The organism is Paraburkholderia sp. J10-1 (assembly GCF_905220165.1).
In the GTDB taxonomy this organism is placed as follows: domain Bacteria; phylum Pseudomonadota; class Gammaproteobacteria; order Burkholderiales; family Burkholderiaceae; genus Paraburkholderia.
Genome location: NZ_CAJMYW010000032.1, coordinates 1 through 21,569, shown reverse-complemented (window position 1 = coordinate 21,569; position 21,569 = coordinate 1). Strand labels below are relative to the sequence as shown.

Genomic DNA, 21,569 nt, shown 5'->3' with positions numbered 1-21,569 from the left:
CTGCTGCCGGTTTCGGGCACGCGCCAACAAGGCACGCGCCCGATTGCTTAAAAATTACGTGTCGCGAAGACGCCGACGAAATTGCGGTCGGCGTACGGCTGCCCAACGGTGTCGTGACCGCCGAAGAAAGCCGTGAAGTTGATACCTGCCTGCCAGACCGCCGGGTTCTGATTGAAAAGCAGATAAACGTTGAGCGACTTCGCGCCCTGCATGTAGTTCGCCGTGAAGGTTGGCGTATAGCCGTACAGCGCGTCAGAGAACGTCACGCCAGGCGTAACTTGCCAGCCATGAATGATCGTGCCGTCATAGGTCCAGTTGAAGTCGATCGTCGCGCCGACCGAGCTTGCCGTGCCCTTCGCCGCCGTGATCGGGTAGCCGAGGCCTGAGTCGTTGTTCAGCCAGGTGAAGTAACCCGCCGCCGGCGCCTGCGTCACCTGCTGGCCATCGACCGTGCGCGTCACGCCGTTCGAATTGAGGCCTGGGTAGTAGATCCACGCGAGTTCCATTGTTAGCACCGCCATGTCGGCGTGAAGCAGCTTCAGGAACGGATACTCGCTTTGCGTGAGATTCAACTGACCGTTGATCAGATACTGCAGCTTTTTGCGGTCTTCCCACTGCTGGCAGTTAACACCCGACACGCCATTCGTGTTGAAGTCGAGCGGGCCGCCCGCGCCAAAGCACCCGGACAGCGCGACCGCATCGTGCGGACGGTACGAAAGCTCGGTGCCGATCGCCCAGTCGCCAACGCCAAAGTTCGCACTCGCACCAAACAGCTGCCGGTTCTGGAGGTACTGGAACTGTTCCGTGCCATTCGCCAGCGCCGAGGCAACCGGTGACTTGTCGGTATAGTTTTCGTAATAGAAGCCGAAGTTGACGTCGACGTTCTTCGGCTTATAGTTGAACTTGACGCCGAACTGCGGGCGGTATTTGTTCGGCAACTGCGTCGAGGTCGGAATGCCGATCGAGTTAAACGGAGGGCCCGCATACACACCGTTGACGAGGCCTGAGTTGATGCCCGCGATCGTCTGCGAGTTACCCGCGTTCGGACCCGCGATCGTGCCCGCGTCGGGGCCGTTCACGTTGCCGTTGATCGTGCTGATCGTCAATGGGCCCGCGCCGCGCCCGAAAATGTCGCCCGCAGACCAGTAGGAGCCGACCGGCGGATAGCGGTTGCTTTCCCAGTTGAACTGGTAGTAGGCCTCGGTGCTGAGCCCCGAAGTGATACCTGCCGCGAAGCTGATCATCGGCTCGGGAAGCAGCGCCTGCTTGAGCTGGGTGCCCGGAATCAGCAGCTTTTGAATATCAACGGCGTTGGTCGCATTGATGCCGTTGGTCGCAAAAAAGCTTTCGCCCCAGTTGATGACCTGATTGCCGAGCCGCACGTGCGCCGAGCGGTCGTTGAGCGTGAAATCCTTCTGGACCCAGAGATCGAGCAGATCGACCGGATAGACAATCTGCGCGGCAGCGGTGCTCGACAGCGGCGTTCTGTTCGTATCGTTCGCCAGAAAGTCGTACATGGCGGTGCCGCGGACCATGAACTTGACGCCTTGACTCGGCATCGTGAGCAGCAGCTCGCTCGTCGCGCTGACATACGTGCTGAACGGCTGCCCCTTGCGATAGTTGAGGTTGCCATCGTCGCCCGATGCCCACTGCGCCGTGTTCGCACCCGCGCCGCAGCCATTCGCGTTGGGGTCGCCCGTGAGCGAGCAGCTCGGGTTCTTGACCCGAATGCCGCCGCCCGCCGTGAGGTTCGAGACCCACGATCCGTTGACGGCGCCGTCGTCGAGTGTGAACTCGTATGCCGAGGCCCCCTGTGCCGCCGTTAGCATGACTAATGAAACTGCTGCGCTGATTTTTGTCTTGGATATCACGCTTTTCCCCTGCCCGCTTTCTTCCAGGTCGAATATGAAGGGTGGCGGCGCACGTCCCCGTGCGCGCGCCGCCAATGCTGGACGCTACGTTATCGCTCGCTCACGGCGCGCAGGTTCTCGGACGAATAGAAGTCGTCCTTGAAGCGCGCATCGCTCGAGTCTTCGTACCAGCGGATGTCGGTGTCCGTACCGATGGTCGACTGGTCGGTCACGTAACGGCCGTTGTTGAGGTCGTACTGCACGAACGGCTCGACGTCGCAGGCGCCGTGCAGCTCGTACACCGGAATCGGATACGCCTCCTTGACCTTCCAGAGCTTGCCCTGGGCATCGTAGTCTTCGGCGGCCACCGCAAGGCCGCTGTCTTCGTCGATGTAGAAGACTTTCTTCGTCGCAACGTGGCGCACGCCGGACTTCAGCGTCGCCTCCACGACGTAGACGCGGTGCATTTCGTAGCGGCGCGCTTCGGGGCTGACGGCGTCCGGCTTGAAGACGTCGTCGAACTTCGCCTTGAAGTTGAACATGCCGAAGTCGTCGTACGGAACATAGATTTCCTTCTTGCCGACGAGCTTCCAGTTGAAGCGGTCGAGTTGACCGTTGAAGAGCCACGGTTCATCGACCGTGTACTGGTTCTCGAAGCCGATTTGCGGCGCGTCGTACGAATACGCAGGCATGCGGCGCACGCGGCGCTGACCCGTGAAGTAGTAGAACGTATCGCTCGCCTTGTCGAAGTAGTCGCGCTGCACGAGACCCTGCCCCGCGAGCGCGGCGGGCGTTTCATAGGCGAAGTAGATCGCGTAGAGCATGCCAGCCTGCTGCGGCGTGGCGGTGCCCTTCTTGCCCCACGGGAAGTAAAGCGTCTGCTTCGATTCGGCCTTGATCCAGTCCGTGCTGCCCGGCCGCGGTGACGCCGCCGTCACCGCCTTTTGCCACTCCGCGCCAATGCCGCGATAGCGCGCGAGGTGATCCCACATCGCTTCCGCGCCCGTTTTCGGCGCGGGGAACGGCATGCCGGGCAGGCTTGCGCTTTGCAGCCCCTCGCCCGACGAATCCATCTTCGCCTGGGTCGCGTTCAGCGCCGTGTTGGCCTGCACGAAATCAGGCGCGCCGCATTCGCGGTGCGTCGGATACACGTCCATGCGGTAGCCCTTTTTCTGCTTGATGAGCTGTACCTGGCCGGGCGTGAGGTTGTCCGCGTACTTGTCGACGTTGCTCGCGTCGATCGAGAAGAGCGGCTTCTCGCCCTTGTGCTTCCAGTAATCGCCGCGCACCTTGCCATACGACCAGTCGGCCGGCGCGGCTTGCGGACCCGCATAGGCCGGAATCCGGCCATCGGCGCTCGCGCCTTTCTCCATGCCGGCCGTATCCGCCAGCGCCCCACCCGCGAGCGTGCCCAGTACGGCTGCCAGTACGGCTGCCGAACACATCGCTCCCATCTGCGTCTTGCCTTTCATCGTCTCGATCTCCAATACCTGTTGAATCGCACGGCCACCGCGTTGCGGCCCGCTCTTGCCTTTCGTTAGTACTGTTCAGCTACGGCTGTATCGCCGCTTTTGTGCATACGCTCGACCAGCGCCGCCCGATGCTTCGCGACGTCGGTAAGCGCCGGCCTGCGCCGTGCTGCGATTTCCTGCGCGGTATAAGGCCTGAAATCTGCTGGCCGCGTGTCCGCGTTCTTCGTGTCGATCAGCCAGTTCAAAACGTTTGCGAGCTCCGCGTCGCTCAGCGAGGAATTCGACGCACCTGGCACGCGCATCACGAATTCGCGCCCTTCAGGTAAGCGCACGAAATGCCCTAGCTCGCTGGAGAGCGGCGGCACCTTGCCCGGAATGGCATGCGCGTCGCCCGTATGGCAGCCCATGCAGTTGAGCGTCCACGCATTGCGCGCAGAGGCTGCGTCGTAGCCGCGCTCCTGCGCATGCGCGCTCGCGCCGAGCGCAAATGCACATGCGGCAAGCCACACACGCGCATGCCCCGCCTTCATAGCCCGAGGCTCTTGAGCGTGGCTTCGCGATGCTCACGCACCTGCGCACCGTCCATCTGCGTCACGCGCAGCGCCTTCACTTCAGCCGCCGTGAACGGCTTCGCACCCGCATGCTTCGCATTCGCGTCGAACACGAGGTAGTTGAGCACGCTCGCGAGATCCTCGTCGGATTCGGTCCGGAAGCTCGGCATCTTGAAGTTGTAGGTTTTGTCCTTGATCGCGATCTGGCCGAACATGCCGTTGAGCACCGTGAGGCCGAGTTGTTTGCGCCCTTCGCCATTCGCGGCGTAGCGGCCCGGCAGTTCGGTGAGCGGCGGCGCGAGACCATCCTGCCCCCTGCCGCCCGCCTGGTGGCACACGGCGCACTTCGTGTCGAAGAACGCCTTGCCCGGCGCAAACTGCACGTTCTGCGCAAACGCGTCGCCCGCCATCAGCGCGGCGCTCGCCGCGCACAACGTCATGACCCACTTTGCGAGGCGCTGGTTGGAAATCGTTGATGTCATTGCTGCGCCACTCCAAGCAAGGCGGATACAGAGCAGTGATAGTTCGCGTTTCCGCTTGCCATGCACCAGTTGATGTCGTTGTCCAGCGAGAGCTTGTAGAGCGGCTTCTCACGCTCGTTGCGGTTGCAGAAGCAGCGCCCGCACGACGTTTTGCCGCAGCAGTCGTTGTACGACACGATGTAGTCGGTGTTGTCGTGCGGATTTCGGCAGGTGCCGATCCACGTGATCGGCGAAGGCGTCGTGCCGGGCGGGCAGCTGCTCGACGTGCCACCGCAGCAACTGCACAGCCAGCCGTCGATCGCGCAGTAGCGCCAGTAATCGCAGCTATACGGATCGTCGTTTTTGCCCGCGGCCGGCGCGCTTGCGCCGCTTGCAGCGGCCGCGTTCTCCGCCGCGAAGGTGCGGTCAACCGGCAAGAGCGGCACGAGCGCCGAGCCGACCAGCGCGCGGCCAAGCGTCGCCATGGCGCTGCGCCGCGAGCTGCGCTGCGCGACGGTGCGCGCTCTCAGCTCGAAGAAGTTGTCGAACCATTTCATGCTTATCGTCCTGTCGTTCTGTTCTTTGATGACGTGCTCAGGCGTGCTGCTCCGCGTGATTCGTATGACCCGCGTGATCCCCGTGGACGTACTCCTGCAGCGACGCCACGCCGCGCTCTTTCGCTTCAAAGAGGCTTTCGAGGTGTTCACGCGAATTCACGAGGCCCTTCGCGCGGATCTTGCCCGACTCGTCGATCAGGAGTGCATAGGGCAGCTTGCCGATCTGGTAGGCCATGCCCAGCTCCTGTGAGAGCACATAGGGGAACTGGCTCAGGCCGAGCTTCTTGTAGAAGGCCGCGTGTTCCGTGGTGTCGCCATCGCTTGCGAGCACGATGTCGGTAGCCGTTTCGCGCGCCTGGATCGACGGCAGCAGCGGCAGCAGCTTCTTGCACACCGGGCAGCTCGGCGAGAGGAAAAATACGAGCGTGCTGCGGCCCGCGGCCGAGATTCCGCCCACCTTGACTTGACGGCCATCGAGCGCGCCCAGCTCGAACGACGGGCCCACAGTGCCGACCGCCGGGCCCTTGTCGATCATCAGTGCGCCGACGGGCATCATCCTTTCGTACAGAATGCCGATCTGGCGCACCAGTGCGAGCGAGATGGCGCAGAGCGCGAGCACACCGGCCCACAGCAGAGCATTAGAGATCAACAGTGCGTTTTCCATTACGAGTTCCTCAGGTGATTCAGCTTCGGACGGTTGGCGAGCAGCACGTCCAGGGTAAAAAATGCGGCAACGGCGAAGAGCGTCGCGCCCAGCACGCTCAGGTAGTCGAACCAGACGACCGCGCGCACGCTTTGCGGCATGCCTGCGAGCACGGCCAGTGTGGCCAGCAGCAACACCCGCGCCACGTGCGCCCATCCGATCGAGTGAGCGGCGGGACCGCCCGTCTGGCGAAAGCCATTGCAGCCACAGTCGATATTGGTACGCCCTCGCGCCACGTTGATGCCGAGCGCGAACGCAAACAGCACGAAGAGCGCGGCGAGCGCCGCGGCGCCCAGGCTGCGCGTGGCGGGCACGAGGCACGCAAGCGTGGCGGCCACTTCGGCGATCGGCAAGGCGAGTGCGAACGGCGCGACGAGCACGTGCGGCAGCAACTGGAAGCCCGCTACGGCTTGTCGTAAATCGGACTGGCGCATCACCTTCGGAATCGCGAGCGCCAAAGTGATAATCGATGTGGTTGCGAGCGCAACAGTCGAAACGACCGGATCGATAACGAGACTTGAGATCATGATTCGCGCCTCGTTACGGATTGACCAGCAGCGACGACGTCGCGCCGACCTGCTTGTGAACGTGCTTGAGCTTGCCCGTTGCCGCGTCGGCAACGACCACGTCGGAGGTCGTCGTGATGCCGTAAAAGAGCGGATGCGCGTCTTCGCTCACCTGGATCGAAAGCAGCGGATCGATCTTCTGGTCCGCGAGTCTCCAGCGCGCAATGCGCTTGTGCGTCTTCAGGTCGAACACCCAGACTTCGCTTGCCGGGTCTTTGTGCGAGCCCTCTGCACCTTGGTGCATCGCCACGAAAAGACGCTGCGTCGGCACGTGCAGCGCGGTTTGCTGCAGGCCGCCGGGACGCCAGCCGGCCTTCGCCTCATCGGGCGTCACGAGCGCCCACGGCGTGCCGAACACGGGTGCCGGGCCGCTGAAATCGGCAGTGCGCACGTTGCCATTGAACGTCGCGAACCAGTACGTATTGCCGCTGCGCGACGCGTTCACGAATGCCGGATCTTTCGCGACATCGATGAACGGGTCTGACAATTTGCGGCTCTTTTCCTTGCCGTTCGCACCGAGGACGACGGTCAACGCCTTGCCGCTTTCGCACAGTGACGTGAAGCGGTCGCTCCCCGACGGATAGGCGAGCACGCAGCCGTCCGTATCGATTTCCGAGGCGACCTGGTGCGTGGCCGTGTTGACCACGGTGACCGATGTGGCGGGCGTGATGTTCGCGACGTAAAGCCACTTGCCGTCTTTCGAAAGCGACGTGTTGTACGGCGACGGTACGCTTTGCGCGTGCTTCGGCGGGATCACGACTTCGCCCGTGATTTGCAGCGTCGCGTTGTCCGTCATTTCAACGACATCGGTACGTGCGCCGTGCGAGCCGCGCGCAAAGTACGTGGTGGCGACGTAGCTCGTCTTGTGATCGGGACTGATCGCGAAGCCCGGCGCGAAACCGGCGTCGATCTGCCCAAGGAAGCGGTTGGCGTCGCCGTCGAGGACATTCGTGCGCGCGTCCGTCATCGAGCTGAAGTTGACGTCCACCACGTACACCTGATGCGGGCTGTACGCCGGCATCTTCGCGATCGTCAGGTCCTCGGCCTTCTCGGTTGCGAGGACATGGGCCGCGTGGGCGGCTATCGCGGCGCCGCCCGCCATCAGCAGCGCCCGTCTCCAATTTCGTAGCATTTTTTCTCCGCAAGAACATTCGTTTTGGCCTTGCGGAAAATTAGCTTTAGTCAGTTTTTGAAACAGCTCCCAAATCGGCAAACGTTCCGTAGAATTATTACGTATGCCTTGCGATGCCAATAACGGGCTTACAAAACGGCGCGATGCATCTTCCCGCTGCGCTGGCTAGCAGGGATCACCCGTAGGCCCGCGCCGTGGCTCAGACGCCTTGGCCAGCTGCTTCGACGAGGGTCGCTTCAACACCTGGCACACAGCCTTCGAACGGCTCGCGCGCACCGTAAATGCGCGTGGGCAAGAGCACGGCTTCCGCTGCGTTCATCAACAGCAGCGCGACGTTCAGGCGCTGGTCGGTGTGGCGGACGACCGCGAAGTGATGATCGGGGAGCGCGCCGTTGAAGCGCGGGTCAGCATCGGCAATGTCCTCGTCATCGTGCAACCCTTCGAGCCTGGCGCCGGGGACGACGCACCAGCATTCGGGCAGACGCATGAGCACGTCGGGAACGTCCCCGAAGTCGGAAATGACCGCTGCGTGCGAGTTGGGCGCCCGGCGAAACCACAGCGGCTCGCCGGTCGCTTCAACGTGAAGCGCCGCGACCGGGAAGAGTAGAAGGCCATTTTCCATGGGTAGTGAATAGCGTGAGATCCCGCAGCCTGGAGGGCCGGATGATCCCGCAAAAACGGGCGCGCCGCTATATCACGGCGAACGGTTTGCCGATATTGGAGGTACGTTTTGCGTCGATCGTCAGGAGAATGGCCGATGAGCAATCCTGAATGCTGAAAACCCGCGGCAAAACAGATGCACTTCTTGTGCGTCCTTACGATTTTCCGCCGCACGAGACGCTGAGATAACGCGGAGCGATCGACAACCCCATGTCCTCGAATGCCAAAAGCGCACTCATGACCGAATCGTTCTCCGCAAGCAGCAGGATTTCGGTAATTTCGAATTCCAGCCACTGGGGCCGGCACCCTGTTTCCTCGAGGATTTCTTTGACGACCAGCACCAGGTCGCGCGACTGAAACTTCCGGGCAGCAAGAGCTGGCGCATGGACGAGACGTACATCCGTGTCAAGGGCGATTGGCGATATCTTTATCGGGCCGTCGACAAGGACGGCAACACCATCGACTTTCTACTACGCGCTCATCGGGACAAGACTGCAGCCCGGCGTTACTTTGAGATGTCGATCGCTCAGAATGGCGCGCCCGAGACGGTGACCATCGACAAAAGCGGCGCCAATCTCGCCGCGCTCGAAGCGAGCAACGCCGATCGTGAGGTGCCCATCAAGATCCGTCGGTCCAAATATCTCAACAACCTCGTCGAACAGGACCACTGGGCGATCAAGCGGCGCACCCGGCCCATGCTGGGCTTCAAGTATTTTCGCTGTGCCCGGATCCTTCTGGCCGGCATTGAACTTATGCATACGATCGCGAAAGGACAGATGAAGTGCGCCCGCGGAACCCATCCGTCAACGGCTGATCAATTCTACAATCTAGTTATATAAGCAGTACTTTGCATATCGATCTCGTTTGCTCATCGAGCCTTACTACGACAAAACCTATGCAGTCGCACTACGACTACTACCTGAATCTGGTACGCGGCGATGAGGAGAGCGCCGAGTCGCATCGCCGCTTCTACGATGAATACAACGCGGTGCTCGACATGAAACGATCCAGACCGTATTTCAGAAATTCCGCCTGGCGCAAGGCACCTGGACGGTCCGCGGCGAACCGGTGCTGCCGCAGGCAATCAGCACGACGGCGCTCATGACGGTTGAAGGAGAACTCGACGACATCAGCGGCGACGGCCAGACGCGCGCCGCGCACGACCTCTGCACGGGTATCGCCGCACATGACAGGCGCCACTTCACGGCCGAGAAGTGCGGACACTATGGGATTTTCTCGGGCAAGCGCTGGCATTCCGTCGTGTACCCGCAGGTCCGCAGCTTCATTCTGGCGCATCATGGGGCGGCGCAGAACACGGATTTCGAAGAAGCGCTTGTCGCGTAACCCATTACAGGGTACCTGTAGCCTTTGCGGCGTGCCATGCGGGCGCTCCGACAACCAGACCATGCCGAACACAGCGAAAAATCGAAGCTTCGCCGCGCAGATCGAGAGCCGGATCGTGGTGCTCGCACTCTTTATCGGCTCGATGTGGGCGGTCTTCTTTCTGTCCGCCGCCTTCCCGTCGCTGCGCCTCACACACCACGGCGTCGTCCCGCGCACCGTCTCCGGCCTCCAGGGGATCCTGTTCGCGCCGTGGCTTCACGCTAGCCTCGGCCACATCATGGCGAACACAGGCGGCCTCGTGGTGCTCGGGTGGCTCGCAATGTGGCCTCGCATCGGGAATTTTGTCGTGGCGACCGCGGGGGGCATGCTTGGCGCGGGGTGCTGCGCCTGGCTGCTTGGCGCCCCATATAGCGTCCATATCGGCGCGAGCGGACTCGTTTTCGGCTACGCGGGCTATCTGGTCGCACGCGGCATCTACACACGTCACTTCCTCGCCATGCTGGTCGCGCTCTTCGTCGTGGTCGCCTATGGCATCAGCCTGCTGTCCGGCGTGCTGCCTGTCTATCCCGGCATCTCATGGCAAAGCCATCTCGGCGGCGCGATCGGCGGCGTCCTCGCAGCGCGCCTGACATTCCAGCCGAGAGTGCGCCTCACCCGGCCCTGATTGCACATTGACCCGGGAGCGCCATCGCGCGCTGTTTCCGCCGGCCAATTGCGCGCTCTTCAAAATAGAGGGAAAACTCACTGGCGACACCGGGACACATGTCCAGGCAACCGGCACGGCGCACACTCCAAGCTGCGTCAACAATCCGCCTGTTGCTCTCTGTGCGGCTTTATTGCGGAGGCAACATGTCCCTCCTTCCGAGCAGCCCTACCCGAATTCCAGATCCTCATCCGCATCTGGGTCGCCTCACCACACTGCTGCGGCGCGGCGCCGGTGCGCTGACGATGATACTTCTGAGTCCCGTTCTGGCGGGAGTCGCGTTGCTCGCGTACAGCGAGGACTACCTCAGTGGCGAACAGGAGCGTTCGAGGCGAGTCATCTTCGTCGGACAGGTGGCGGGCTGGAAGCCACCGCCCGATGCGCAAAGTTTGGCGAGCGCGACTGAAGTCGCCGTGCAGTCTCGCCGGCCCGGCAGGCTCAACGCCGCCGTTCAAGTCTGGGCTTCAAAGCTGAACTTTGCTGCCACGGAACAGAGATTCGGACTGCCAACTGGATTACTCGGGGCACTTGCCCAGCAGGAATCATCGGGCAACGCCCACGCGGTCAGTTACGCCGGCGCCCGGGGCTTGTTCCAGCTAATGCCGACGACGGCAAGGGAATATCACGTCGACCCGATGAACCCTTCGCAATCCGCGTGGGCGGCCGCACGAAAGCTTTCCGGGCTGATTCGCCACTATGGGGGAGATCTCACGTCAGCGTTACGCGCCTACAACTGGGGAGAAGGCAACCTCGACCGCAAAGGTCTCAGCCTGGCTCCGATGCAAACGCTGTCCTACGCGCCGTCGGTGATGTCACGCATGGGTGACTACAGTGGTGGCGGCATCTCGGCTCAACTCGCAGCCTACCAGCCCGGGGCGTGACTTATCAACATGGTCACGACCACCAACGAGCGCCGCCTCCGTCGGCTACGGAAGTTCGTCTGCCAAGGCGATCCGCTGCGCATCTTCTTCTGACGGACTTCCGGGCTCGGCCATGAAGCGACGCTCGGGATGTGTGTTCGAATGGCTGCAGTTCAGCGCATTACCGCCTGTCCAAAGCGTTCATAGCAGCGCGTAGTATCGGCTGCGAGGTTTCGTTGCGAGCAGTCCTATCCCAAGGGTACCTGGACCGGTCGACTGCTTCGCGCCCCTGCGATACAAGGATGACGAATCTCAGGCGTAGATGGCCGCAACATGACGCCGGGAACGAATTCCTTTTGTCGTCAGCGGACATTTCCTGAATGAACTTGAGGACGGGGTCGTGGACTTGAGCACAGGACAAGCGTTTGTCAGGCACAAAGGCAGGTCGCCCATTGTGTGATTGTCTGCGAAGAACCACACTCGTCAACGCGCCGTGCTGATCACCGTCATCCGGAATGGGCCGCCGTTCGCCGCTGCATGAGCGACTGCCTCGTTCGCATCGTCGAGCGCGAACGTTGTCACATCGAAATGGCCCAGATGCAGCAGCCCACCTCGAATCAAACCTGTCATCAACGTCACGGCTTGCGTTGGATACATCCACTTGCCGCGCAACGTAATGTCGTTGCGCATGATCCACGGATAGGGAAGCTCGAGGCCCGCGCCGCCCAGCATGCCAACACCGCCCATCAGGACCACGCGCCCATACGGGCGGACCGCCATCACCGCGGCACGCACCGTCGTCGCCGGAACAGACGGCGGCATCAGGTCCATCACGCAGTCGATCGGTCCCGGCGCCGCCCGTTGCATGCGTTCGCTATCCGTTGCTTCGTCGCCGGACAGTAAAATGGTTCGCACGCGATCGCCGAATCTGCGCTCCAGGTCTTCGAGTGCCTGCGCGTTGCGGCCGGGTGCGACGACGCAGCGCGCGCCCATTGCGAGCGCGACCGCGACACACGCGCTGCCGAAGTTGCCAGTCGCTCCGCTGACGAGCAGGATCTCACCGGCCCGCAGATCAGACGCGAGCAGCCCGCCGTATGGTACGAGCAACGTATTGAGCGCGCACCAACGCGCGGCGTCAGCCGGATCGATCTCGCCGATGCGCACCGCGTTTTCTGTCGGCAACCGTAGCTGCTCGGCAAACGGGCCGTCGTGAAAATACCGCTGCAACCGCCTGCCGCCCTCGCCTCGCGCGCTCCAGCCCTGCAGCACGATATCAGGCATGAGCGCATCGTCGCGAGAGCGCACGGTCGGATCGCAGAACACCCAGTCGCCCAGTTTCAGATGCGTCGCATCGGGACCGATTGTGCGGACCCGACCGATCGCGCCGCAGCCCGGCACGATAGGCAACTCGATTGGATAGCGGCGTTCACCGCTGAACACTTCCTGCGCATAGGACAACACCGGCGCCGCAACGACGTCTACGATAACTTCGCCGGTGCCTGCAGAAGGATCCGGTATCTGTTCGATCGTGAGCGGCGCGTTGAGCGCCTTCAGGACGGCAGCTTTCATGACTCTTCCAGAAAGGGGGGATGGGCCGATTCTGGCAGGCTTAGAATAGGCAACAAGGCCCGCTGCGATCCCAGGATTGCGCAGTCCCACCCTGCCGTCCTACCCGATATGAAGCGAACACGATGACCGCCACGACGCGAACCCCATTCGGCGACTTTCTGCGCTCCCGGCGCAAGAAGCTGAGACCCGGCGACGTCGGCCTCAACGATGGCCGGCGCCGCCGCACGCCCGGCCTCCGGCGTGAGGAAGTCGCGGAACTCGCGGGCATCGGCGTGGACTGGTATATCCGCCTCGAGCAAGGGCGCGCGGTCAGCCCTTCGGATGCGACGCTGGATGCGCTTGCGCGGGCATTGCAGCTCGACAATGCCGAAGTGGCCCATTTGCGCACGCTCGCGCAGCGCAGTGAACCGCGCGCCTTCGCCCGCGAGAATGTGCCGCCCGCCGTCGCGCGGGTGGTAGCCAGTCTCGCTCTTCCGGCTTACGTGACTGGTCGGCGCTGGGACATCCTTGCGTGCAACCAGGCCGCCACCGAACTGCTCGGCTTCGATCGTCTCGCTGCGCAAGACCGCAACATCATGATTTACATGTTCCTCGAACCCGAAGCACGGCGGCTCTTTGGCGCGAGCTGGTCGAATGAAGCCCGGCGCATGATCGCGCTGTTTCGTACAAGCCACGACCTCCATGCGGGCGATCCTGCGTTCGTCGAACTGGTAGGACGCCTTGGTTCGAGCAGCGAGGAGTTCGCGAAATGGTGGAGTGCACACGACGTGCGCAGCGGCGCGTCGGGTCAGAAGGTCTTTGCGCACGCGAGGCACGGTGTACAGCGCTACGAGTACGCAACGTTTCAGGCGAACGACGATCCGGCGCTTAAGCTCGCAATCTACACGCCGGTCGACGCGGACGTCGTTTAGCTCAGGCGGCAACAGGCGGTGGTGTTCCCGCTTGCCGGCGTGATGCCCGTTCGAGCGACGCGCCGGCCGGGAAGCGGGACCCCGAGTGCTTGAGTCGATCGATGTCGTCGTTGTCGACGCTCCCCGTGTCTCTCAACGACTGCGCGCTGTCGAGCACGACCATCGCCGACATCAGCCTGGTGAGCGAGGCGCCCTCAAGTAGCGCCATTCGAATCCGTGCGGACCTTCATGCACCGTACCGGCTGATGTTTCCGGAAAGTGCGCGGGGAATACGATCGCCCCCGTTTTCGCCGCGCGTTCGAGCAACGATTGTCTCGATGCTCGCGCCTGTGGCTGATCGAGGCAGAACGTCGAATTCCAATGAGGACGATAGATTTGCAACGGACTGTGCATCACGTCCCCGGAGAACAATGCTGTCTGTCCCTGTGAGCGAATTTCGATAGCCATATGCCCGATGCTGTGGCCCGGCGTCGGCAGAAAGCGAATGCCGTCGACAATCTCCGCCCCTTCATCCGGCACGATGCGGGCCTGTTGGGCCTCAATGACCGGCAGTACGCTGTCCTCGAATACCATGCGCCGCGGCTCTCCTTCCGGCTTTGCGAAATAGTCGCACTCGCGCTGGCCGAATACATAGGTGGCGTTCGGAAAGACGGGCATCCAGCGGTCGTTTTGCCAATGCGTGTTCCATCCGACATGATCGACGTGCAAATGTGTGAGCAGCACATAGTCGACGCGCTCGCGCAGGAAGCCTGCCGCCTCGAAGCGCTCAAGCACGGGGTTGTCGAGTTGGTCGAACAGTGCACTGAACGGCCGCGTTTTCCCATTGCCGATTCCCGTGTCGACGACAATAGTCAGTCCGCGGAATTCAACGACCCACAAATGCGTTCTCATCGATACGCGTCGATTCGTCAGGTCGAGGCTGGCGGTCGAACAGTGTTCTTCCAGAACACGACCGCTAGCGGGATCCCAGTCCGGGAACAAGACATCGGGAGCGAGTGCGAAGGCCGTTTCATCCACCCGAGTGATGGTTGCATCGCCCACGAGATGAGTATTGGAAGCGTTTTTCATAGCAACGTTGGTTCGTAGTAAGTCATGGAGTTCCTCGCTCTACGGCAGGCGCATGCGCGACCGGCACGCGCCGCATGGCCAGTATGTAGAGCGCGGCGCCAATCAGTGAGGACAACCCACCGGTCAAGGCCAGCGCGACGCCCAGACTGTTGCCCATGTGCCCGAGGTGCTCGTTCAGGTAACCGACGGCCAGCGGCCCAACGCCTCCGCTGATCGCGTTGGTCATGAAGACGAGCAAAGCGAGCGAACGACCACGCATGCGGTTCGGCACCGCGATTTGCAGCGGTACGGGCGCGAGGCCCATCGCGATGCTCGCGGTGAACGCACAGCTGCCATACAGCAGAACCGCGACGGTGCTGTCGGCGACGAGCGGCATCGCAATCGCGGCTGGCACCAGTGTAGCAACCGCGCCGGCGGAGAAGCCCAGCACCCTGCGCAACGTGTTTTCGTCAGTGATTCGCGTCGCAAGCATGCCCGCGCACGCGATACCAAGTGTCCCACCGATCACGTAAGCGGGTGCGGCCATCTGGCCCACCGCCTTCGGCGCGAGATGAAAATGGCGCATCAGCAAAGTCGGGAACCACGCGGCGTGCGAGTAGAACAACGTGATCAACGCGACGTAGGCCGCGAAGTACGGCAGGCAGAAGCGATTGCGCACGAACAGTTCGACCACGACTTCGCGCAGCGATGGCATGGCGTCTCCTGCTTGCGTAGCACGAGCGAAGGTCTCCTGGCGGACCGGTTCGCGAACCGTGAATGCCACCAGCGCGGCCAACACGAGCCCGGGCAGCCCGACCGCGACGAACACCATTTGCCACGGCTCGAAGCCATGCGCCGCAAGTAGCGCGCTGCTGTCGCCATGCGCGACAGACAACAACATGCCGCCGCCGAACAACGCAACGCCGCCCCCCACGTATGGCCCAAGCATGAAGACACTGCTCGCGCGCGCCACGCGACGCGGCGTGAAGATGTCGCTAAAGATCGACAATGCAGCGGGGCTCAGCGCGGCCTCTGCGATCGCGGTCCCTGCACGAGCGATGAGCAGTTCGGAAAAGTTCGATGCGAATCCGCAAGCCATCGTCGAGATTGCCCAGACCGCAATGCAAGCGGCGATCAGCTTCACCCGGTTGGCTCGATCGACGAGCCGCGCGACGAAAACGCCCGCCGTTGCGTAGCACATCGTGAACGATAGACCCTGCAGCAGGCCGATTTGAGTATCGGTGAGCGCGAGCGACTGCTTGATCGGCTGCACGAGTACGCTGACGATCTGCCGATCCAGATACGAGAACGCGAAGCAGATGAAGAACAGCAGCACGATGTAGACCGGGTGTCGAACATCGCTGGATGACGGCCGGCCGACGTGCTCAGTCGCCTGAATCGAAGGGGGATAAGCGCTCATGCACGATCTCCGGAGGATGAGTAGGTGAGTCGTCCGTCACACTCGTTCTTGTTGTTCCGTGTTCAGTCCACAACGGTATCCGCGGCCAGCAATGCAATGCAGTCGCCGGGTTCCACGCGCGCGAAAGTACGGATGCACATCACCGTGGCGTCGGCGCGGAAGCGAATCTCCAGCGGCGCTTGCCAGGGCCGGTGCGGATCGAAGAGACGTCCCGCGATCTGACCTTCGCGAACGCGATCGCCGAGTGCGAAAGCGGGCTCGAACACGCCCGCAATCGGCGAATACACATAGTGGCGTGCGCCTTCCACACGAAGAAATTGCGTCTCACCCGCCGGCGAGGGATCAGCCTCCGGCGTCATGCCGAGTCGGTGCAGGACGCGAAGCAGGCCGCTCTCGACGATCGCGAGGTTGGCCGCGTCACACCCTGCGTGGCCGCCGAATTCGCCGCACAGGAATAGCTTCCCGTGGCGTTCGGCGGCCGCCGCGAAAGTGCGATCTTCGCCGAGCAGATCCATGATCATCGTGTTTGGTGCTCCAAACGCGCGAACGAGGTCCAGATAGAGCGCACGCCGCTCGCCTTCGGCGGGTGGCGACGCGAGAAGCGTGGGAGCATGTTCGAAAGATGCACCGCCGGCGTGAAGATCGATGACGACGTCGGCGCGTGGAAGCAATACCGTTTCGACGTAGTGCGCGATCATCTCCGTCGGCTGCCCGTTGCGTGCGCCCGGAAAAAGCCGGTTCAGATTGCCGTGGTCAATCGGGGAAGTGCGGGAGCCGTTGATGAAGGCCGGGAAGTTCAGCGCTGGAATCACGATGATGCGGCCACGGATCGCCATCGACGGCAGCCGCTGGAGCAGCTTGAACAATGCGACTGGGCCTTCGTATTCGTCGCCGTGGTTGCCGCCTGTGAGTAGAACGGTCGGCCCTGTCCCCGCTCCGGCGTTGAGCACGGCGAGCGGGATGGGAATGTGCCCGTAAGCCGAGCGATCGTGCGACCAGGGCAGCCTGAGCGTGCCGGTCTGGAAACCGGTGCGCTCGAAGTCCACGTCAGTGGCGATAAGCGAAGGAAGATGGGACATGGTGCGATCCGTAAGCAGCGAGGCGACGCCCCGGTTGTCTTACTATCGCCGAAGACAAAGTGCCTGACCAATGCCGTTTTCTGCAGCCGGTGATGCTTTGAAGGCATCACCGGCTACGCGTTCCTCCACCGTCGCGCCGCAGCCACGCGCCGCCTACTTCAGCTGGTCGACGAATCGAGCCAATGCCATGTTTGCGCCGTTTGTTACGTAGCAGAATTCGAGTGGCAACGGCACCGACAAATCCTGAAGATCGACGAAACGCACGCGTGCCGGTGGACGATCGCGATTCGCCGCGTTCACGATCGCGGCCCCCATGCCCGCGGACACGAGCGAAAGGATGGCCGTTTCGGTGCTGGCCTCCTGTCGGATGTCGAGCGTCAGGCCGCACTCGGCGCACGCGGACAGGAGGCGGTCGTAGTACGCCGGGTAGACGCGTCGAGGAAAGGCGATAAATGGGGTTTCCCGAAGGTCTGCCGTCGAAACGGCCCCCGCTTTGCCGAGCGGCCACGCTTCAGGCACGGCCAACAGGACGTTCTGTTCGAGCATCGGCACGCTCGCGATGCCTTCGGGGAGCACACCGACTCGATAGCAGAAACCGCCGTCGAGCCGTCCCGCTGCAATCGCTTCAAGTTGCTCCGGAGTGTTCATCGGCTGCAGTTCGAGCGCGACTTCCGGCACTGCCTGTTCGAATTCGCGCAACGCGCTGGAGACAATGCCACTCCATGCCGCGTTTTCGACAAACCCGACGCGCAAATGACCGCGCAAACCGGAGGCGATCTGGCGGGCGAGGCGATTGGCGGCGTCTACGCGGACCAGAATCTCTCGCGCCTCGGACAAGTAGGCCTCGCCCGCAGCCGTGAGCAGCAGACCTCGTGGCGTACGTTCGAACAAAGCCGCGCCGATGGCCTGTTCGAGATCCTGGATTTGCCGGGAAATCGCCGGCTGCGTCACGTGCAGTTGTTCGGAAGCCGAGCGCACACTGCGCAATTCTGCGACAGCGATGAAATAGCGAAGATGCCGGAGTTCCATGGCGGTATGGGAACAGGACGTTGGAGCGTCATCGTAAACCACTGCACGCGTTGAATGGCAGCCTTGAGGAAATCGTATAAGTCAGGCGTGTGGGGCTCGTGCTTATGAATTCGGCTTCACGATGATCTTGCCGATAACCCGGCCCGTTTCTTGAGCTTCGTGTGCTTCGACGATAGCGTCGAGTGATACTTGCATCCCTATCGTGGGCGCATACGCTCCGTGCACGAGGCATTGGCTGATCGCTGAGACCGCTGCGGACTTTGCGGCCGCCGGGACAGTGTAGATGTAGATGAACCGGAACGTGCAGCCTGCGATCATCGCCTTTAGCAGCGGAAGGGCCAGGTGGTCGGCAGCGGACTCCACAGCATAGGCGCTGATGATGCCGCCGTCGGCCAGACAGCTCATATCGGTTTCGAGGTTGTCTTGCAGACTGACATCCACGATCCGGCCGACCCCTCGCTGCCCAGTAGCCGAATTCACGATCGCCGACACATCTTGCGACAGTCGATTGATGACAAGGTCTGCACCCGCACGTCGCGCAGCGTCCGCCTGTTCAGGCGTTGAGACGGTCGTCGCGACCCACGCGCCCGCCCATTTTGCAAGCAGGATTGCTGCGGTTCCGACTGCCCCCGCGCCCCCATGGACGAGTATGCTATGCCCGTTGATAACGCCGTCTGCGAAGAGGCAGCGATGAGCCGTGAGTGCTGGAATGCCCAAACAGGCTCCGACCTCAAACGAAACGTTGTCGGGTAAAAAAACGGCTTGTGATGCCAGCACGACTGCGCAGTCCGCAGCCGTGCCGAATGGGCGACGATATTGCGCTTCGAACAGCCAAACCCGTTCGCCGATGCGTGTCGGCGCAACGCCGACCCCGACCGCGTCGATCACTCCGGCGCCATCTTGATGCGGAATGACCATGGGGAAAGCGGCAGGACCGGAGAAACCGGTGCGCGCCTTGATATCGCTCGGATTCAGACCGGACGCATGGATTCGCACGCGAACTTCGCCGGGACCTGGTTGCGGAACCGGAAAATCACCAAGCCTCAGTACTTCCGAAGCTCTGCCTTGCCTTTCGTAGTATGCGGCCTTCATCAATCTCCCTCCTTGAATAACACGGTCGTCCGCTGAGCGTTGGTCAGCGCAATAGAGCGGAGACTATCGGCGGTCGACTGTTTTTGTACAAGAAGGCACATCTTTGATATATAGGGATAGAAAGTATCCTATTGGGAGTCTGCATGGCCTCTTCGGTTACTACGTATCAGTGCTCCGTTGCTGCAACGGTCGACGTCGCCGGCGGAAAATGGAAACCGCTGATCGTCCACTATCTGATGAACGGCACGAAACGGTTCGGCGAATTGCGACGCTTGATCGGAACAGTCACGCAGCGCTCTTTGACGCTGCAGCTTCGTGAACTTGAATTGAACGGGATCGTGACACGTAAGGTTTTCGCGGAGGTTCCGCCGCGTGTCGAATACTCGTTGACCGAGTTCGGAAAAACGCTCGCGCCCGTGCTTGAGGCAATGAAGCAATGGGGCGACGCTTACATCGAACGACTGGAGCAATTGGAGTCCTGCTAACCGCGCTCGTCGACGTCCGCTTATGGGCCCTGAGAACGGCGCTTGGGGGTCGACGACTATGGGCCACTGCATCGGGCTATAGTCCGCCAGCAAGCGCCGTGTACTTTCGCTGTTACGGAGTCGTTGGAACGACCGCTTCGCTTTGATACCGGCCCTTTGCACGCGGAGGGTCGTCTATGGCAACAGCTCGGGCGGCGGCAGTGGCGGCGCCCTGATGTCCAGTCGACGGTCATTAGCGTAGCGCGATCGTCGTGTCCTTCGCGTTGAGCGCTGCTTCGAACAGAGACTTGCCCGGGCCCGCCAACCACGCGTCGAAGCTCAGCAGTGGCCCGAACGTGCTCGTCAATGACGCGATATCCGCATTACCGGCCAGCCGGCCATCGTCAAACAGATCGGCGAGGCGTCCGAGGAAAGCATTTTCTCGCAGCAGACTGTCGGGGAAGCGTTGATAGGTAATGGACTTGCCTCCTCGACCATGCCCGCGTTATCCCAGGAAGCGCTTGAACTGAACCGCCTCGTGCTCGAGGAGATAACGAGCAAGTGGACACTGCTCGTGCTAGGACATTTGTGCGGAGGCCCGATGCGCTTCAACGCTTTACGGCGCGCCAACGACGGCATCACACAAGGGCCTTGACACAATGCCTGCGTCGCCTCGAAGCCAGTGGATTCGTCAAGCGATCGGTGGTCTGCACCGCGCCCGTCGCGGTGATGTACGAGATTTCGCCGCTGGGTCGTTCCTTGGAACCGCATTTGCGGGCGCTGTTGCAATGGGTGGACGAGAATCGTGATGCGATCAAGGCGTCGCAGTGCGCGTTCGCCACACAAGGCCCGGGAGACGCGCTCAATCAGACACCGGGAGCTGTGTCGCGATAACGATGAGGGAACGAGCGGACAATCACATTGCACAGGACTGCTTGTCACGCCGGGCACGGCGCAGAAGATCGACTTTGCTGCCAGCCTTCAGAGGCACGGCCCAAGTCTTTCCATCGACCAAACGAGCGTCGACGCGTGGAACCGCGTCGACGCAGATGTAGCTGCTCGCGACGGCGCTGCCGCAGCAGCACCAACTTTTGCGTGATACGCGCGGCCCTCTGTCATCTAGATGGCCACGCTCGCACGCCCCGAGTCGTTGTCACTTCGACTGGCATCCCGCCCACAATATCGGGCGGCGATCGACCCACGGCCGGGCCCGCTCGAGTTGCCCGGCAAGTTGCAGCAACGTGTCTTCCCGGCCGAATCCTGCCGCGAACTGCGTGCCAATCGGCAAGCCGGTTTCCGGGTGCGTTTCAAGCGGTACGGACATGGCAGGGAGCCCGAAGACGTTGAAAGGTGGCGTGAATGGGGAATGTCGAAAGACCCGAATGGGTCGGTCCGCAACAGGATCTCAACGCCCTGTTTCCGAGGGAGCGCGTGCCGTCCCCGAAGCTGCAAGCGTTCCTGCGCTACTTGAAGACTCAGTTGCGCTTTACGCATACGACTTGACTGGACGAAAGTACACCACCCGCGCGCTCTATGGTTCACCGGGCAAATGGCATCGGGCATCAGCAATCGGATTCACGTCGTACCTCGACAGGCTGAAGTTGGAGCAGCTTATGGCGTCGGCACTTATTCGGCTATCCTGCATCCGCGATCTCGCCGCAGATTCAGCCCGCCGGCATTAGCGCAGATATGAATGGATCGGAGCGTTGGGCGCACGGATGTCGAATGGCTGATATCGGGCGAGCAGCAGTCACTTGAGCTACTTAGGTCGAGCGGCTGCTCAGGGTCAACAAGCGCCCTCCGGATGGCAGGAAATGCCACACTCACTTCCTCAAAGCCGTTCCGTTGTGCGATTTGCCCGCCCCGCCACGCGGCCTCCCCTCGCTGGTTTTCGCACCAACCGGATCCGGCTGACACAGGAAGCTCGCACCCGATGGGCGGATGCGCAATTGCAATAAATCGCCTCGGCGCAGGCAATATCGACGCGAGTGTGGTGCTTAGACGTGAAGGCTGGCAACGCAGCCGCGCGCCATCGGCGAGACCGACGCTCGTGGGCATCTGTGGGCGCCGCCGGCCGCTGGGATAGCCGCGATAATGGG

22 protein-coding genes and 3 pseudogenes are annotated in these 21,569 nt (G+C 62.1%); 7 read left to right on the top strand and 18 right to left on the bottom strand.

The window, feature by feature from the left end; genetic code table 11:
- Positions 1-47 precede the first annotated feature (47 nt).
- From U5A65_RS39435 to U5A65_RS39390, 10 genes are all read right to left on the bottom strand, one after another.
- On the bottom strand, positions 48-1,871 hold the full coding sequence (locus tag U5A65_RS39435) for a DUF1302 domain-containing protein (protein WP_415766448.1): 1,824 nt from the start codon (positions 1,869-1,871) through the stop codon (positions 48-50).
- Positions 1,872-1,960: 89 nt separating this feature from the next.
- Positions 1,961-3,322: a DUF1329 domain-containing protein gene (locus U5A65_RS39430; RefSeq protein ID WP_321917493.1), complete on the bottom strand. Its 1,362-nt coding sequence runs from the start codon at positions 3,320-3,322 to the stop codon at positions 1,961-1,963.
- Between the two features lie 65 nt (positions 3,323-3,387).
- Positions 3,388-3,852 carry a cytochrome c gene (locus tag U5A65_RS39425; protein WP_321917494.1) on the bottom strand — a complete coding sequence of 155 codons (465 nt, stop codon included), beginning with the start codon at positions 3,850-3,852 and terminating at the stop codon, positions 3,388-3,390.
- Complete coding sequence (locus U5A65_RS39420) at positions 3,849-4,355, bottom strand: cytochrome c (protein WP_321939638.1); 507 nt, start codon at positions 4,353-4,355, stop codon at positions 3,849-3,851. Before U5A65_RS39420 ends, U5A65_RS39425 begins: the two co-directional genes overlap by 4 nt.
- Positions 4,352-4,891, bottom strand: coding sequence for a methylamine dehydrogenase light chain (locus U5A65_RS39415; protein ID WP_233885774.1), 540 nt, complete (start codon positions 4,889-4,891; stop codon positions 4,352-4,354). The genes U5A65_RS39420 and U5A65_RS39415 overlap by 4 nt, the downstream gene beginning before the upstream one ends.
- Positions 4,892-4,928: 37 nt before the next feature.
- Positions 4,929-5,555 (bottom strand): methylamine dehydrogenase accessory protein MauD, encoded by a 627-nt coding sequence (gene mauD / locus U5A65_RS39410; RefSeq protein WP_321917499.1) that lies wholly within the window; start codon positions 5,553-5,555, stop codon positions 4,929-4,931.
- Positions 5,555-6,121, bottom strand: a complete 567-nt coding sequence (locus tag U5A65_RS39405) for a MauE/DoxX family redox-associated membrane protein (protein ID WP_321949587.1) — start codon at positions 6,119-6,121, stop codon at positions 5,555-5,557. The genes mauD and U5A65_RS39405 overlap by 1 nt, the downstream gene beginning before the upstream one ends.
- A gap of 13 nt (positions 6,122-6,134) precedes the next feature.
- Positions 6,135-7,292, bottom strand: a complete 1,158-nt coding sequence (locus U5A65_RS39400; RefSeq protein ID WP_415766444.1) for an amine dehydrogenase large subunit — start codon at positions 7,290-7,292, stop codon at positions 6,135-6,137.
- A 199-nt stretch (positions 7,293-7,491) separates the two neighbouring features.
- Positions 7,492-7,914 carry a hypothetical protein gene (locus U5A65_RS39395; protein ID WP_321917503.1) on the bottom strand — a complete coding sequence of 141 codons (423 nt, stop codon included), beginning with the start codon at positions 7,912-7,914 and terminating at the stop codon, positions 7,492-7,494.
- 193 nt (positions 7,915-8,107) lie between these two features.
- Positions 8,108-8,293: a hypothetical protein gene (locus tag U5A65_RS39390; RefSeq protein WP_321949586.1), complete on the bottom strand. Its 186-nt coding sequence runs from the start codon at positions 8,291-8,293 to the stop codon at positions 8,108-8,110.
- A gap of 15 nt (positions 8,294-8,308) precedes the next feature.
- Here U5A65_RS39390 and U5A65_RS39385 point away from each other — a divergent pair.
- The 4 genes and pseudogenes from U5A65_RS39385 to U5A65_RS39370 form a co-directional block, all read left to right on the top strand.
- Positions 8,309-8,791, top strand: a pseudogene (locus U5A65_RS39385) (IS6 family transposase); the annotation flags it as partial.
- Positions 8,792-8,853: 62 nt separating this feature from the next.
- Positions 8,854-9,296 (top strand): annotated as a pseudogene (locus U5A65_RS39380) (polyhydroxyalkanoate depolymerase); the annotation flags it as partial.
- Between the two features lie 61 nt (positions 9,297-9,357).
- Complete coding sequence (locus U5A65_RS39375) at positions 9,358-9,960, top strand: rhomboid family intramembrane serine protease (RefSeq protein ID WP_321917507.1); 603 nt, start codon at positions 9,358-9,360, stop codon at positions 9,958-9,960.
- Positions 9,961-10,145: 185 nt separating this feature from the next.
- Positions 10,146-10,880, top strand: a complete 735-nt coding sequence (locus U5A65_RS39370) for a lytic transglycosylase domain-containing protein (protein WP_321949585.1) — start codon at positions 10,146-10,148, stop codon at positions 10,878-10,880.
- 462 nt (positions 10,881-11,342) lie between these two features.
- On the opposite strand, the gene U5A65_RS39365 is transcribed toward U5A65_RS39370, so the two are convergent.
- Positions 11,343-12,428 carry a zinc-binding dehydrogenase gene (locus U5A65_RS39365; RefSeq protein WP_321949584.1) on the bottom strand — a complete coding sequence of 362 codons (1,086 nt, stop codon included), beginning with the start codon at positions 12,426-12,428 and terminating at the stop codon, positions 11,343-11,345.
- 122 nt (positions 12,429-12,550) lie between these two features.
- Between U5A65_RS39365 and U5A65_RS39360 the strand changes: the two genes are divergently transcribed.
- Complete coding sequence (locus U5A65_RS39360) at positions 12,551-13,339, top strand: helix-turn-helix transcriptional regulator (RefSeq protein ID WP_321917512.1); 789 nt, start codon at positions 12,551-12,553, stop codon at positions 13,337-13,339.
- Position 13,340: 1 nt separating this feature from the next.
- Here U5A65_RS39360 and U5A65_RS39355 read toward each other — a convergent pair whose 3' ends face one another.
- The 6 genes from U5A65_RS39355 to U5A65_RS39330 all read right to left on the bottom strand — a co-directional run bounded on the left by U5A65_RS39355 (position 13,341) and on the right by U5A65_RS39330 (position 19,006).
- Positions 13,341-13,547 carry a hypothetical protein gene (locus U5A65_RS39355; protein WP_321939653.1) on the bottom strand — a complete coding sequence of 69 codons (207 nt, stop codon included), beginning with the start codon at positions 13,545-13,547 and terminating at the stop codon, positions 13,341-13,343.
- A complete protein-coding gene (locus U5A65_RS39350) occupies positions 13,511-14,407 on the bottom strand; it encodes an MBL fold metallo-hydrolase (RefSeq protein WP_321949583.1) in 897 nt (298 codons plus the stop codon). Before U5A65_RS39350 ends, U5A65_RS39355 begins: the two co-directional genes overlap by 37 nt.
- 22 nt (positions 14,408-14,429) lie before the next feature.
- On the bottom strand, positions 14,430-15,806 hold the full coding sequence (locus U5A65_RS39345; protein WP_321949582.1) for an MFS transporter: 1,377 nt from the start codon (positions 15,804-15,806) through the stop codon (positions 14,430-14,432).
- A 62-nt stretch (positions 15,807-15,868) separates the two neighbouring features.
- Positions 15,869-16,885, bottom strand: a complete 1,017-nt coding sequence (locus U5A65_RS39340; RefSeq protein ID WP_321917518.1) for a succinylglutamate desuccinylase/aspartoacylase family protein — start codon at positions 16,883-16,885, stop codon at positions 15,869-15,871.
- A 153-nt stretch (positions 16,886-17,038) separates the two neighbouring features.
- Positions 17,039-17,914, bottom strand: coding sequence for a LysR family transcriptional regulator (locus tag U5A65_RS39335; protein ID WP_321949581.1), 876 nt, complete (start codon positions 17,912-17,914; stop codon positions 17,039-17,041).
- A 102-nt stretch (positions 17,915-18,016) separates the two neighbouring features.
- Positions 18,017-19,006 carry an NADPH:quinone reductase gene (locus U5A65_RS39330; protein ID WP_321949580.1) on the bottom strand — a complete coding sequence of 330 codons (990 nt, stop codon included), beginning with the start codon at positions 19,004-19,006 and terminating at the stop codon, positions 18,017-18,019.
- A 143-nt stretch (positions 19,007-19,149) separates the two neighbouring features.
- Here U5A65_RS39330 and U5A65_RS39325 point away from each other — a divergent pair, with 143 nt between their 5' ends.
- Both U5A65_RS39325 and U5A65_RS39315 read left to right on the top strand, forming a co-directional pair.
- Complete coding sequence (locus U5A65_RS39325; protein ID WP_321917522.1) at positions 19,150-19,491, top strand: helix-turn-helix domain-containing protein; 342 nt, start codon at positions 19,150-19,152, stop codon at positions 19,489-19,491.
- Between the two features lie 475 nt (positions 19,492-19,966).
- Positions 19,967-20,364, top strand: a pseudogene (locus tag U5A65_RS39315) (winged helix-turn-helix transcriptional regulator).
- A 259-nt stretch (positions 20,365-20,623) separates the two neighbouring features.
- Here U5A65_RS39315 and U5A65_RS39310 read toward each other — a convergent pair.
- Positions 20,624-20,854 (bottom strand): amidase family protein, encoded by a 231-nt coding sequence (locus tag U5A65_RS39310; protein ID WP_415766460.1) that lies wholly within the window; start codon positions 20,852-20,854, stop codon positions 20,624-20,626.
- Positions 20,855-21,569 lie beyond the last annotated feature (715 nt).